Origin of the sequence: Clostridium sp. AM28-20LB, from assembly GCF_003480665.1 — a bacterium.
In the GTDB taxonomy this organism is placed as follows: domain Bacteria; phylum Bacillota; class Clostridia; order Lachnospirales; family Lachnospiraceae; genus Otoolea; species Otoolea fessa.
Window position 1 is genome coordinate 242,564 of the sequence record NZ_QUJN01000001.1, and the last position, 13,660, is coordinate 256,223.

The 13,660-nt window shown below is 49.6% G+C and carries 12 protein-coding genes; all 12 read left to right on the forward strand.

Translation table 11 applies throughout. The annotated features are described in order from the left end of the window. The first annotated feature begins 649 nt into the window (after positions 1-649). The 12 genes from DW739_RS01140 (at position 650) to DW739_RS01195 (ending at position 13,653) form a co-directional block, all read left to right on the forward strand. A complete protein-coding gene (locus tag DW739_RS01140; protein ID WP_118742492.1) occupies positions 650-1,450 on the forward strand; it encodes an OadG family transporter subunit in 801 nt (266 codons plus the stop codon). A gap of 28 nt (positions 1,451-1,478) precedes the next feature. Next, complete coding sequence (locus tag DW739_RS01145; protein WP_118742493.1) at positions 1,479-1,835, forward strand: acetyl-CoA carboxylase biotin carboxyl carrier protein subunit; 357 nt, start codon at positions 1,479-1,481, stop codon at positions 1,833-1,835. A gap of 63 nt (positions 1,836-1,898) precedes the next feature. Beyond that, complete coding sequence (locus DW739_RS01150) at positions 1,899-3,050, forward strand: sodium ion-translocating decarboxylase subunit beta (protein WP_022360208.1); 1,152 nt, start codon at positions 1,899-1,901, stop codon at positions 3,048-3,050. 280 nt (positions 3,051-3,330) lie between these two features. Then, positions 3,331-3,516, forward strand: coding sequence for an aspartyl-phosphate phosphatase Spo0E family protein (locus DW739_RS01155; RefSeq protein WP_106999723.1), 186 nt, complete (start codon positions 3,331-3,333; stop codon positions 3,514-3,516). Positions 3,517-3,746: 230 nt separating this feature from the next. Further along, positions 3,747-4,172, forward strand: a complete 426-nt coding sequence (gene mraZ / locus DW739_RS01160; RefSeq protein WP_022360210.1) for a division/cell wall cluster transcriptional repressor MraZ — start codon at positions 3,747-3,749, stop codon at positions 4,170-4,172. After that, a complete protein-coding gene (rsmH, locus tag DW739_RS01165) occupies positions 4,169-5,107 on the forward strand; it encodes a 16S rRNA (cytosine(1402)-N(4))-methyltransferase RsmH (RefSeq protein WP_022360211.1) in 939 nt (312 codons plus the stop codon). Before mraZ ends, rsmH begins: the two co-directional genes overlap by 4 nt. Before the next feature lie 91 nt (positions 5,108-5,198). Next, positions 5,199-5,678 (forward strand): hypothetical protein, encoded by a 480-nt coding sequence (locus DW739_RS01170; RefSeq protein WP_022360212.1) that lies wholly within the window; start codon positions 5,199-5,201, stop codon positions 5,676-5,678. Beyond that, on the forward strand, positions 5,656-7,827 hold the full coding sequence (locus DW739_RS01175; RefSeq protein ID WP_243023709.1) for a penicillin-binding protein 2: 2,172 nt from the start codon (positions 5,656-5,658) through the stop codon (positions 7,825-7,827). The genes DW739_RS01170 and DW739_RS01175 overlap by 23 nt, the downstream gene beginning before the upstream one ends. A 245-nt stretch (positions 7,828-8,072) precedes the next feature. Continuing rightward, entirely contained in the window at positions 8,073-9,854 is a 1,782-nt protein-coding gene (locus DW739_RS01180) for a penicillin-binding transpeptidase domain-containing protein (RefSeq protein ID WP_118742495.1), read from the forward strand. Positions 9,855-9,942: 88 nt separating this feature from the next. Continuing rightward, on the forward strand, positions 9,943-10,899 hold the full coding sequence (gene mraY / locus DW739_RS01185) for a phospho-N-acetylmuramoyl-pentapeptide-transferase (RefSeq protein WP_022360215.1): 957 nt from the start codon (positions 9,943-9,945) through the stop codon (positions 10,897-10,899). A 10-nt stretch (positions 10,900-10,909) separates the two neighbouring features. After that, on the forward strand, positions 10,910-12,259 hold the full coding sequence (murD, locus tag DW739_RS01190; protein ID WP_106999726.1) for a UDP-N-acetylmuramoyl-L-alanine--D-glutamate ligase: 1,350 nt from the start codon (positions 10,910-10,912) through the stop codon (positions 12,257-12,259). 239 nt (positions 12,260-12,498) lie between these two features. Further along, the gene (locus tag DW739_RS01195) at positions 12,499-13,653 is read left to right on the forward strand and encodes a putative peptidoglycan glycosyltransferase FtsW (RefSeq protein WP_117795227.1); all 1,155 of its coding nucleotides are present in this window, start codon (positions 12,499-12,501) and stop codon (positions 13,651-13,653) included. Positions 13,654-13,660: the final 7 nt, after the last annotated feature.

A 13,660-nucleotide genomic window follows, 5' to 3' on the forward strand; every position in this document is an offset into this window, starting at 1 on the left:
AAAAGCGCAGAATCGGGATGGCGGGCACAGAAGTAGTGCGAAAGCGGGGGCGTTTGTCAGCAGGAAACTGTGAAAGCAGTGGTTCGCAGGCAGGCAGCTGCGCTAAGACGCAGGCAGGGAAAGGTCGGAGAATGCAGATTCCGGATTTAGTACTGCATGGAAGCAGCGTGTTTTTACATATTGTATAATGATTATATAATCAGAACCGTCGGCGGAGTTGTAGTGCTAAAAAAGGGATGTCAGTGCGGCTGGCTGCCGGAATCATTTCCGGAAACAGGGATGAGGGCAGTGTTTGTCATCAGTCAGGCACCGGACAGCGCTTATGTGAGAATCGAATAACAAGTCAGTGGTACAGATGTTTATGTATGCATGGCTATTAAAGTCGGATTCGCATAGACGGAAGTGCATGCCATTTATGTATGCGGAGGAGATTGTACAATCCTCTGCTGCCGCAGCGTGTCAGATGGAGAATTCCCGGAGTGGATGACAAGCTCTGGAAATTTTGCAAAAACACCTGCAAACACAGATAGGTGGGAAGTATCACGGATGGCGCCATGAAAGAAACAAGGATGCTGTCAGGATATGATTCACGAAGAAAGAGGGACGTCCGTCAAAGCATGGAACGATCTAATTACGAGGTGACACATTTATGAAACAGAATATGAAAAGAATGCTGCTTGTACTTTGCATGGCAGTCTGCTTTTTCGCTCTGTCCGCCTGTGGTAGCGCTTCTGAAGAAGCGGTAGAGCCGATTTCTCCGGAGATCGAGCAGACCATGAGCGATGGCGCTAAGAGCTATCTGGAGCAGTTCGCCAGCTACAGTGACGAAGATCTGGCAGCACAGCTGAAACAGGCTGAGAAGCAGAAAAACACAGTCATTGAGTCTGCAATTTCTTCTTGGACCAGTTCTAAGGACGATTTAGGCAAGATGAGTGAGATTCAGAGCGTGACCGTAGAGCGCGCCGATGATGACAGCTACACAGCAGTTGTTCAGGCTTCCTTTGAGAAGAGAGACTTGACTTTCTCCCTGACCGCTGAGGAGAGCGTAAGCAGCTACGGCGGTACTTCTCTGGTACCGACCGAGTTATCCTTTGTTGTAAACTACAGCTTCGGTGAGAAGATGGAGAAGGCAGCATTAAATACCCTGATGGGTATGGGTACCGTATTCCTGGTACTGATTTTCATCAGCTTAATTATCAGCAGCTTCAAGAAGGTTAACGAGATTGAGGCAAATGTAAAGGCTAAAAAAGCAGGAGCAGAGGCACCGGCAGCAGCACCGGCACCTGTACAGACTGCAGCACCGGCAGCAGCGCCGGCATGTACCGCAGCACCAGCAGCAGGCAATGCGGCAAACGATGGAGAACTGGTAGCAGTTATCACTGCAGCGATCGCAGCAGCAACCGGCGTACCGGCAGACAGCGTAAATATCCGCTCCATTACACGTAAATAATCATCGATAAAATCTGGAGGAATTTAAAATGAAGAATTATACTATCACCGTAAATGGTACAGCATATCAGGTAACCGTAGAAGAAGGATTTGCAGGCGCAGCAGCTCCGGCTCCAGCAGCAGCTCCAGCACCGGCAGTAGCACCGGCTCCAGCAGCAGCACCGGCAGCAGGCGGCGTAACCATCACATCCCCGATGCCAGGTAAGATCCTTGGTATTAAGGCAGCAGCTGGCACAGCTGTAAAACGTGGTCAGGTTATCCTGCTTCTGGAAGCTATGAAGATGGAGAACGAGATCGTAGCTCCTCAGGACGGTACCGTTGCCAGTGTTAATGTTGCAGTAGGCGATATGGTAGAACCGGGCGCAGTTCTTGCTACATTAAACTAATCTAATTTTTATAAAACTGGCTGAAAAAATACGGGATATGTTATTCCGTTTGGAGGAATTAATATGGAATATATAACAACTACATTGTCCAATCTTCTTCAGCAGACAGCATTCTTAAACCTGACATTTGGAAACATCGTTATGATTTTCGTAGCGCTGATTTTCCTGTATCTGGCAATCGGAAAAGGATTCGAGCCGTTACTGCTTCTTCCGATTTCCTTTGGTATGCTGCTTGTAAATATCTATCCGGATATTATGAGATCGATTGAAGACTCATCGAACGGAGTTGGTGGACTTTTACATTACTTTTATTTACTGGATGAGTGGAGTATCTTACCATCCCTCATCTTCATGGGTGTCGGTGCGATGACAGACTTCGGTCCGCTGATCGCTAACCCGAAGAGCTTCCTGCTCGGTGCAGCTGCTCAGTTCGGTATCTACGGCGCTTACTTTATGGCTATCTTCATGGGATTCAACGATAAGGCTGCGGCTGCTATCTCCATCATCGGTGGTGCAGACGGCCCGACCTCTATCTTCCTGGCAGGTAAACTTGGTCAGACAGGTCTGATGGGACCGATTGCCGTAGCAGCTTACTCCTACATGGCTCTGGTTCCGATTATCCAGCCGCCGATCATGAAACTCCTTACCACCAAAGAGGAGAGAGAGATCCGTATGGAGCAGCTTCGTCCGGTATCCAAACTGGAGAAGATTCTGTTCCCGGTTGTTGTTACAATCGTTGTCTGCATGATTCTGCCGACAACTGCTCCGCTGGTTGGTATGCTTATGCTTGGTAACCTGTTCCGTGAGTCTGGTGTTGTTAAGCAGCTGACAGAGACTGCTTCCAACGCCCTGATGTACATCGTCGTTATCTTCCTGGGTACTTCCGTAGGTGCTACTACCAGTGCAGAGGCTTTCTTAAACCTGGATACCATCAAGATCGTAGTTCTGGGTCTGATTGCATTCGCTCTGGGTACTGCAGCAGGTGTTATCTTCGGTAAGATTATGTGCAAGGTAACTCATGGTAAGGTAAACCCGCTGATCGGTTCCGCAGGTGTATCTGCAGTTCCGATGGCAGCACGTGTATCCCAGAAGGTTGGTTCTGAGGCAGATCCGAGCAACTTCCTTCTGATGCACGCAATGGGACCGAACGTAGCTGGTGTTATCGGTACTGCCGTAGCAGCAGGTACATTCATGGCTATCTTTGGCGTGAAATAGGATCGAGCAGATTTATTCTGAATAATGTATTTATATAGTAGGGTGGGATTCTTCGGGATTCTGCCCTATTGTTATATGCAAACGTCGGTTGCTGTTCGCAGGTAGGAATTTTCTGAACTGAAAATCCCGTTGCTGGGCACACGTGTGTGAACAGTAACAAACGTCGTTTTTTGTCGAATTTAATCGGTCGAAATAGTTTGCTTTTTGCTGGTGGAAGACGTAAAATGACAGTGAAGTAAGGAGGAATGGCACTAGAGAATAGAAAAGGAGAATGCATAGGATGGCGGATATGAGAGAAGAATTAGTTCAAAAGATTGAACGGGCAAGACAGCAGCTGAATCAAAATATTGACACAAAGGCAGCATATGACACAATTTATCACTACAGTGTGGAGCTTGACAAACTCTTAAATCAGTATATCGGGCTGGAGACGGAGACTGAAAGAGGGCTGGAGACGGCGCTATAAAATAAGAGTGGAAATAGAAACAAATATAGATAAGTACAGAAAACTCAGGTACATGTGTTCGGAAAAAGAACCGGTGCCTGAGTTTTCTGATTTTTTTTCGATTTAGACCTTGCCATTTTGATGGGCATGTACTAAAATAAACATAACAAGTGGTAGAAAGTGGTGAAAAGTGGAACGAAATGGATTTTCGGGACACAAAAGTGGTACACATCGGATGACGGGTGATTGATATGTTCATGGGAGAATACAATCATACAATCGATGCGAAGGGACGTTTGATCGTTCCGTCGAAGTTCAGGGAACAGCTTGGAGACGAATTTGTGGTGACAAAGGGGTTGGATGGCTGTCTTTTTGTGTACGATAACACCGAGTGGAAAAAGTTCGAAGAGAAGTTACAGGCACTCCCACTTACCAATCAGAATGCCAGAAAATTCTCCCGTTTCTTTCTGGCAGGTGCCTCGGCGTGTGAGGTGGATCGTCAGGGACGAATCCTGCTTCCTTCGGTTCTGCGGGATTTTGCAGGACTCGAGAAGGAGGTTGTTCTGGTCGGCGTCGGAAGCCGGATCGAGATCTGGAACAAGGCGACCTGGGCGGAGAAGAATGTCTATGATGACATGGAAGAGATTGCAGAAAATATGGAAGGCCTTGGCATATGATATTTAATCACAAATCAGTATTATTAAATGAGACGGTTGACAGTCTCTGTGTAAAGCCCCAGGGTATCTATGTGGATGGGACACTGGGAGGCGGCGGTCACGCGAGCGAGGTGGCGGCACGGCTGGGAGACGGCGGACGCCTGATCGGGATTGATCAGGATGCTGACGCGATTGCGGCTGCGTCAGAACGTCTGGCTCCCTTTGGAGATAAGATAACCGTTGTGCGGAGCAATTATGAGCGGATTGCACAGGTGTTAGATGAGCTGGAGATTCCGCAGGTGGATGGAATTTATCTGGATCTGGGTGTTTCTTCCTTCCAGCTTGACACAGCGGAACGGGGATTTACCTATCGCGAGGACGATGCGCCGCTGGATATGCGGATGGATCAGAGAAATGAGCAGACCGCGAAGGACATCGTCAATACCTACAGTGAAATGGAACTGTACCGGATCATCCGGGACTACGGTGAGGATCGGTTTGCGAAGAATATTGCAAAACACATCGTTCAGGCACGACAGAAAAAAGAGATTGAGACGACAGGCGAGTTGACGGAGATCATCCGGGCATCGATTCCGGCAAAGGTCCGGGCGACCGGCGGTCATCCGGCAAAGCGTACGTTTCAGGCGATCCGGATCGAGTTAAACCGGGAACTGGATGTGCTGGAAGATTCGATCGATACGATGATTGAGCGCCTGGCACCGGGCGGACGGCTTTCGATCATTACGTTCCATTCCCTGGAAGATAGAATCGTAAAGAACCGTTTCCGGACGAATGAAAATCCATGCATCTGCCCGCCGGATTTTCCGGTCTGTGTCTGTGGACGCAAAAGCCGCGGCAGGGTGATTACAAGAAAACCGATTCTTCCGACCGATCAGGAGATGGAAGAAAACCCGCGTTCCAAGAGCGCAAAGCTCCGGGTATTTGAAAAATCATAAACAAAAGCATAACTGCACCGCAGAACAGAGATCGTTTCAGGTGCGGGGGAGATAAAAGAGAGAAAAAGCGAAAGAGCAGGGAGGGAACGTTATGTCTGTCAGAAGGAGACAACATGTATCGGCCTCCACGTATGTGGACGGTAATACCGTGCGAAAAGTTCAGAGAACCGTGGAGATAAGACCAGAAAGAGATGAGAGAGAGGAGTACCGGCATAAACACGCCGTGCGCCGCAACCAGGAAAAGGCGCTTTACATGAACGGACCGTATGTGCTGGCGCTGACCATCGCTGCGCTGATCACGCTGGTTTTATGTATGAATTATCTGCATAAGCAGGCGTCGATCACGACCCGTATCAACCACATTGAGGATCTGGAGTTGAAACTGGAAAACCTGAAGTCTGAGAATGATGCACTTCAGACCCGGATTGACACGTATGTGGATCTGGATCATGTATATAAAGTGGCGACCGAAGAGCTCGGCATGGTATATGCAAATAAGGATCAGATTCTTTTATATGACAAGACGGAAAGCGAGTATGTAAGACAGTATGAGGACATCCCAAAACACTAACGGCAGACAGACCTTTCGGAAATATATGCAGGAAAAGCTGGCAATTACCGTCCTGGTAATTATGCTGGCTTTGTTTGCATTGGTGCTGGTGCTTTATAATCTGGTAAAAAGTAAGGGCGAGTCGTACAATCAGATAGTCCTGAGCCATCAGGACTATGAGAGCCGCACGATTCCCTACAAGCGCGGCAATATTATCGACCGGAACGGGACGTATCTGGCGATTAGCGAGAAAGTTTACAATCTGGTCATCGATCCGAAGCAGATTCTGGATACGGAGGAAAACTACCAGTATCTCGATGCCACGCTGGACGCGCTGGTGGAGTGCTTCGGTTACAAGCGGGACGAGCTGCAGGCGATGATCGAGGAGAAAAAAGACAGCCAGTATGTGATCTATGCGAAACAGCTTCCAGCGGAAGACAAAGAGAAGTTTGAGACTTATGAGAAGGACAAGAACAAGGAATACCGGGCGCTGCCGACGGAGGAAGGCGGCAACCAGCGTATCACGGGCGTATGGTTCGAGGAAGAATATAAGAGAACGTATCCGTACAATGAGCTGGCATGCAATGTGGTTGGTTTTGCCCTCAAGGATGGCAATGCATCCGGCGGTGTTGAACAGTATTATAATGATATCCTGAACGGTGTGAGCGGTCGTGAGTATGGTTATTTAAACGGCGATTCGAACGTCGAGCGAACGGTAAAACCGGCGCAGAACGGAAAGACGCTGGAGTTGACGATCGACGTCAACATCCAGAAGATTGTCCAGAAATATCTGGATGAGTGGCAGGCGGGCATTGGAAGTAATCTGGCGGCGGCGATCGTCATGGATCCGAACAGCGGTGAGATCCTGGCGATGGATACGACGACCCGTTACAATCTGAATGATCCGTACAATTTAAGCACCTACTATACGGATGAGGAAATCCAGGCGATGGATGAAAAGACGAAGTCCGAGGCGTGGTATAAAATGTGGAGAAACTTCTGCGTGAGCGACTCTTATGAGCCGGGTTCTCCACAGAAAGCATTTACGGTAGCCGGGGCGATCGAGGAAGGCGCGATTTCCGGAAACGAGGTCTTTGAGTGCGGCGGAAAACTGCATTTCGGAGACTGGGATATCCGGTGTGTTGCCCGAGCCGGCCACGGACCGCTGACGATCACACAGGGATTGATGAAATCCTGCAACGTCGTTATGATGCGTATTGTATCACTGGAGGGAAAAGAGAAGTTTGTCCAGTATCAGAAGATTTTCGGATTTGGCGAGAAGACGGGCATCGACCTTCCGGGCGAGGCGTCCGGTCTGATTTATCAGGCATCCAATATGGATCCGGCATCTCTGGCGACCAACGCATTTGGACAGAACTATAACTGTACGATGGTGCAGATGGCAGCTGGATATGCGTCCTTAATCAACGGCGGTTCCTATTATGAGCCGCATGTGGTAAAAGAGATTCTGAACGACGAAGGATCCGTTGTCAAATCCGTTTCCCCAAATCTGGTGCGAGAGACGGTTTCGGAATCGACCTCGAACTTCATTAATAATGCGCTTTACCAGACAGTATCAGGTGATGGCGGTACCGCGGGCGCGGCGGCAGTTGCTGGTTACGAAGTGGCTGGTAAGACAGGTACGGCGCAGAAGCAGCCGCGTGCGGAGAAGAATTATCTGGTTTCCTTTATCGGATATGCACCGGCATACAATCCGCAGGTACTCTGCTATGTGGTAGTAGATACCCCGCATCTGCCGGGCGAGCAGCAGGCACATTCGACTTTTGCCAGCGAGATTTTCAGCAAGATCATGGCGGAAGTCCTTCCATATAAGAATGTATTCCCGGCAGGCGGCGCGGCACAGGATCTCGAGACCAATCTTTCCAGCCAGGAAGAAGGCATTATAAGCGGCACAGCAACCGAGGATCCGAATGCAGCTGAAACACCGGCAGAGACGACTCCGGCTCCGGAGGGCGGCTGGGCGAACTACGATGAGGAATTTATCGATTCCGGAGACGAGTACAGCTATCCGGATACGATGGGAAATGTGCAGGATGAATCGGCGGCGGTTGGAAACGGAGAAACGTCTGGAACGGGCAGAGACACCGGAACAGCGGATAATGCCGGAGAAACGGCAGCTTCCCAGGAAGCGCAGGCAGCGGGAGATTAAGAATTGTGCCTGTCGGGAAGACTTATCTATCTTGTGTGGAAAATACGTAACTGTTCACAGGTAGGAATTTTCTGAACTGAAAAATCCGTACGATACAGTTCTGGCAGCAGATTTTGCCGATTTGGAATGCGTAGCATCGGCAAAATCCCGTTGCTGTGCACACGTGTGTGAACAGTAACGAAAATACAGAATAAAGAAACGGTTCTTATGATATACTGTAGCAATGAGATCAGACAGGAAGCAGTATGAATCGGAACCGGACGCATCACAGAGGAAGAACTGTCTTTTTGTGCGCCGCCATCTGCCTGTGCATGGCAGGATTGGCGGGGAGACTGTTCTTCCTCATGCTGTATAAAGCGGATTATTACAGCCAGATGGCGGAGGAGCTGCATCAGCGGGAGCGCAGTATCAAAGCGCCGCGCGGGCGGATCCTTGACCGGAACGGAACGGTGATCGCTGATAACCGGACTGTGTGTACTATCTCAGTGATTCATAATCAGGTAAAAGATCCGGAGACAGTTATCCGGGTTTTAAGCGAAGAACTGGGACTTCCGGAGGCGGAGGTGCGGAAAAAGACGGAAAAGCGATCTTCCAGGGAGGTGATCCAGTCCAATGTAGAGAAAACGCGGGGCGATGCGATCCGGGCAATGCGCCTGGAGGGGGTCAAGGTGGATGAGGACTATAAACGATATTATCCATATGGACGTCTGGCATCGAAAGTGCTGGGATTCACCGGGGGAGATAATCAGGGGATCATCGGTCTGGAAGTACAGTATGAGAAATATTTAAAGGGCACGGATGGCAAGATCCTGACGCTCACGGATGCAGCGGGGATCGAGCTGGAAAATGAGGCGGAGGATCGCATCGAGCCGGAGGCAGGGCGGGATCTGCAGGCGAGTCTGGATGTCAATATCCAGATGTACGCGGAACAGGCGGCGTACCAGACGATGCAGAAAAAGAATGCGAACCGCGTCTCGATCATCGTGATGAACCCGAAGAACGGGGAAATCTATGCAATGGTAAATGCACCGGAGTTTTCATTGAATGAGCCGTTTGAGCTGGTGACAGATAAAAAAAACGAAGATTCAGAAACAGAAGAAGACATATCCTGGAAGAACGAAGTGCAGTCACACGCAGCATCAGCGCAAAATAAACAAGCTCTCCTCAATCAGATGTGGCGCAATCCCTGTTTAAATGATACATACGAACCGGGGTCTACATTCAAAATCGTGACCGCCGCTGCGGGACTGGAGGCGGGCGTGGTCAACCTGACTGACCAGTTTTCCTGCCCGGGATTCCGGATCGTGGAAGATCGAAAGATTCGGTGTCACAAGGTGGGCGGACACGGCGGGGAGACGTTTTTACAGGGAATGATGAATTCCTGCAATCCTGTTCTGATCGATGTCGGGCAGCGGCTGGGACCGGAGCGGTACTATCAGTATTTTAAGCAGTTTGGTCTGCTGGGAAAGACTGGGATTGATCTGCCGGGTGAGGCGGGGACGATCATGCACCAGCCGGATCAGATCGGACCGGTGGAGCTGGCGACCGTCTCTTTTGGGCAGTCGTTTCAGATCACGCCGATCCAGCTCATTACAACGTCATCCTCCCTGATCAACGGAGGCACGCGCATTACACCGCACATCGGGATCCGTGCCGTGCGGGCAGATGGTCAGGCAGTCCACGTGTTTGCCTATCCAAAAGGAGAGAGGATCTTATCGGAGCAGACGAGTGAGACGCTGCGTTATATTCTGGAACAGGTGGTGGCGGAGGGGAGTGGAAAAAACGCCCGGATCGAGGGCTACCGGATCGGCGGAAAGACGGCAACCTCGGAGAAACTTCCAAGGAGCCGGAAAAAATATATTTCCTCATTTTTAGGGTTTGCACCGGCGGACGATCCGCAGGTGATCGCGCTCATCACCATCGATGAACCGGAAGGAATCTACTATGGCGGGACGATTGCCGCCCCGGTGATCCGCGATCTGTTTGAGGTCATTTTGCCGTATCTGGGGGTGGAGAAAAGAGGTTGATTATTCCCCTAAAAAGACGTATACTATTGAAGTGTATAATTTGAGGAACTATCTCTGTATACATAGGAAGATAAGTTAGAGGTGTGACATGGTAAATGAAACAATACTGGCGGTTATCATCGCATTTGTGGTCAGCGCAGTGCTGTGCCCGATCGTGATACCGTTTCTCCACAGGTTGAAATTCGGACAGCAGGTGCGCGATGACGGACCGCAGACGCATCTGAAAAAGCAGGGAACCCCGACGATGGGCGGTCTGGTAATTCTTTCCAGCATCATCATTACGTCTCTGCTCTATATCCGGGATTATCCGAAGATCATTCCGGTGCTGTTTATGACCGTCGGATTCGGCGTGGTTGGATTTCTGGACGATTACATCAAGATCGTGATGAAACGTTCGGAGGGCTTAAATCCGATCCAGAAGCTGATCGGACAGTTTGTGATCACAGGTATTTTTGCCTATTATATTGTAACCTCACCGGACATCGGAACAGGGATGCTGATTCCATTTACCGGCAAGTATTTACAGCTTCCGGTCTGGCTGTTTGTACCGGCACTGTTCTTCATCATTCTGGGAACTGACAATGGCGTGAACTTCACAGATGGTCTGGACGGTCTGTGCACCAGTGTGACGATTCTGGTAGCAACGTTCTTTACGATCGTGGCGATCGGGGAGAACAGCGGCATTAGCCCGATTACCGGCGCAGTAGTTGGAAGTCTTCTGGGCTTTCTTCTGTTCAATGTCTATCCGGCGCGTGTGTTTATGGGCGATACCGGTTCACTGGCACTTGGCGGTTTTGTTGCTTCCAGTGCCTTTATGATGCAGATGCCGATCTTTATCGCGATCGTGGGTCTGATTTATCTGGTGGAAGTATTATCTGTTATTATTCAGGTAACCTATTTTAAGAAGACGGGCGGAAAGCGCTTTTTCAAGATGGCGCCGATCCATCATCATTTCGAGCTCTGCGGATGGTCTGAGACCAGGGTCGTAGGCGTATTTTCGATTATTACGGCAATCCTTTGCCTTATAGCATACTTAGGATTATAGGAGGAAGATTATGAGTCAGAAAGTATTAGTAGCAGGAACAGGTATCAGCGGTATTGCAGCTGCAAAGCTCCTTCTCTCAAAAGGCGGGGAGGTAGTGCTTTACGATGGCAATGAAAAACTGGATCCAGAGGAGCTGAAAAAGAAATTTGACGAAGGCGCGACGATCACGTTCGTCCTCGGAGAGCTGAAAAAGACGGATTTGTTAGGCGTGGAGCTGGCAATTTTAAGCCCGGGCATCCCGACCGATGCACCGTTTGTAGAGATGATCCGTGAAACCGGTATTCCGATCTGGGGCGAGATGCAGCTTGCATATCACTGTGCAAAAGGACGTATGGCAGCCATTACCGGCACGAACGGAAAGACAACGACGACTTCCCTGACCGGCGAGATCATGAAGTCATTCTATGACAGCGTATTTGTAGTTGGAAATATCGGTGAGCCGTTTGCATTCCACGCATTGGAGACAACGGATGAGACCGTAACCGTCGCAGAGGTATCGAGCTTCATGCTGGAGACCATGACTGATTTCCACCCGAATGTAAGCGCTATTTTAAATATTACCCCGGATCATCTGGATCGTCATAAGACGATGGAATGCTACATCGAGACGAAAGAGAGCATTACCAAGAACCAGAAAGAGGGAGATGTCTGTGTCCTGAACTATGAGGATCCGGTACTGCGTGAATTTGGTGAGACTTTAAAAGACATCAAGGTGGTATATTTTTCCAGTCTGCGTACCCTGAAACAAGGTTTCTACCTGAAAGAGGATGAGATTGTATACAACGACGGCGAGAAAGAGACCGTGATTGTCAATATCCACGATCTGAAGCTACTTGGCCGTCATAACCATGAAAATGTTATGGCAGCGGTTGCTATCAGTATGAACATGGGCGTTCCGCTGGAGAAGATCCAGAAGGTGATCAAGGAATTCAAGGCAGTTGAACACCGCATTGAGTTTGTAACCGAGCGTTTCGGCGTCAAATACTACAACGATTCCAAGGGAACCAACCCGGATGCAGCAATGCAGGCGATCAAGGCGATGCCGGGACCGACCTTATTAATTGCAGGCGGATATGATAAGCATTCCGAGTTTGACGAGTGGATCGAGAGCTTTGGCGGAAAGGTACGCTATCTGGTGCTGATCGGCCAGACCCGCGACAAGATTGCCGAGTGTGCAAAACGCCACGGCTTCAATGATATCATGTACGCGGAAGATCTGCAGGAGGCTGTACAGGTATGTGCATCCTACGCAAATCCGGGCGATAACGTCCTGCTTTCACCGGCATGTGCAAGCTGGGGGCAGTTCAAGAACTTTGAAGAGCGCGGACGCAAATTCAAAGAGTTTGTGAGAAATTTGTAATACCAAGGTTCAAAGGTCGGAAATCCGACGCAAGATTGCTTGCAGGAGGAATTGTGACTTTTGAGAATTGCGGAGTGCAAAGCACGCAGCAATTCGGTATTGGAAGAATAAAGGCTTAATGTATTTAAGGGGGCTGTCGCAGCCGGCATTTGTCTGCGGCAGCCCTGATTTGAAGGAAAAACTGCCGTTTACAGGCAGAATTTCGAAACTGTAACAACAAAAAGCAGGGGAGTGGAAGTATGCCGGAACCGGGAAAAATTAAAAAGAAAAAACCACATCGGTTTTATGATTACAGTCTGCTGTTTACCATCATTTTCCTGACGGTATTCGGACTGATCATGATTTACAGCGCGAGCTCCTATAAGGCGCAGCTTGATTACGGCAATCCGGGATATTTTATGCTTCGTCAGGCGGGCATCGCGGGTGTCAGCTTTGTTGCGATGTATATCGTCTCCAAGATAGATTATCACTGGTTTGCGCGGTTTGCGATGCTGGGATATATCGTTTCATATGTGACGCTGCTTCTGACGCGTTTTACACCTCTGGGCGTGGCATCGCATGGTAAGAAGCGCTGGCTGCGCCTGGGACCGCTCCAGTTCCAGCCGACCGAGATTGTCAAGATTTCCCTGATTCTGCTTCTGGCGGTTCTGATTGCCAATCTGGGCGTGCGGATCAACCAGCTGCGGGCAGTCGGATTTATCGTGGCGCTGTCGGCGCCGCTGGCACTTTTAGTTACGGCGAACAACTTAAGTTCTGGTATCATCATCTGCGGCATCGTGTTTGTGATGCTGTTTGTGGCGTGCAAGATCAAATGGCCGTTTTTTCTCTGCATCGGAGGCGGCGTTGGACTTCTGGCGGTCGCCCCCTATATAGGGCATTTGCTGGTAAAGCTCCATATCCTGAAGGATTATCAGCTGGGACGAATCAATGTCTGGGTCAACCCGGTGCAGTATGCACGTTCCGGCGGTTATCAGGTGCTCCAGGGTCTGTACGCGATCGGTTCCGGCGGTCTGTTTGGAAAGGGACTGGGCGAGAGTCTCCAGAAGCTCGGTTTCGTGCCGGAGGCGCAGAATGATATGATTTTTTCGATTATCTGTGAGGAATTAGGTCTGTTTGGCGCGATTTCGGTCATTCTGATTTTCATGTTTATGATTTACCGCTTCATGGTAATTGCTGGAAATGCACCGGATCTGATGGGTGCGATGATCGTGATCGGCGTGATGGCACACATCGCGATTCAGGTTATCTTAAATATCGCGGTTGTTACGAATACGATCCCGAACACGGGTGTTACGCTGCCGTTTATCAGTTACGGAGGTACGTCCGTCATGTTCCTGATGCTGGAGATGGGGATGGTGTTAAGCGTCTCGAACCAGATTAAGCTGGAGCAGTAGGAATATT

Coding starts and splice junctions, on each gene's coding strand:
- DW739_RS01140 (WP_118742492.1), top strand. CDS start 650: ATGAAACAGAATATGAAAAGAATGCTGCTTGTACTTTGCATGGCAGTC.
- DW739_RS01145 (WP_118742493.1), top strand. CDS start 1,479: ATGAAGAATTATACTATCACCGTAAATGGTACAGCATATCAGGTAACC.
- DW739_RS01150 (WP_022360208.1), top strand. CDS start 1,899: ATGGAATATATAACAACTACATTGTCCAATCTTCTTCAGCAGACAGCA.
- DW739_RS01155 (WP_106999723.1), top strand. CDS start 3,331: ATGGCGGATATGAGAGAAGAATTAGTTCAAAAGATTGAACGGGCAAGA.
- mraZ (WP_022360210.1), top strand. CDS start 3,747: ATGTTCATGGGAGAATACAATCATACAATCGATGCGAAGGGACGTTTG.
- rsmH (WP_022360211.1), top strand. CDS start 4,169: ATGATATTTAATCACAAATCAGTATTATTAAATGAGACGGTTGACAGT.
- DW739_RS01170 (WP_022360212.1), top strand. CDS start 5,199: ATGTCTGTCAGAAGGAGACAACATGTATCGGCCTCCACGTATGTGGAC.
- DW739_RS01175 (WP_243023709.1), top strand. CDS start 5,656: ATGAGGACATCCCAAAACACTAACGGCAGACAGACCTTTCGGAAATAT.
- DW739_RS01180 (WP_118742495.1), top strand. CDS start 8,073: ATGAATCGGAACCGGACGCATCACAGAGGAAGAACTGTCTTTTTGTGC.
- mraY (WP_022360215.1), top strand. CDS start 9,943: ATGGTAAATGAAACAATACTGGCGGTTATCATCGCATTTGTGGTCAGC.
- murD (WP_106999726.1), top strand. CDS start 10,910: ATGAGTCAGAAAGTATTAGTAGCAGGAACAGGTATCAGCGGTATTGCA.
- DW739_RS01195 (WP_117795227.1), top strand. CDS start 12,499: ATGCCGGAACCGGGAAAAATTAAAAAGAAAAAACCACATCGGTTTTAT.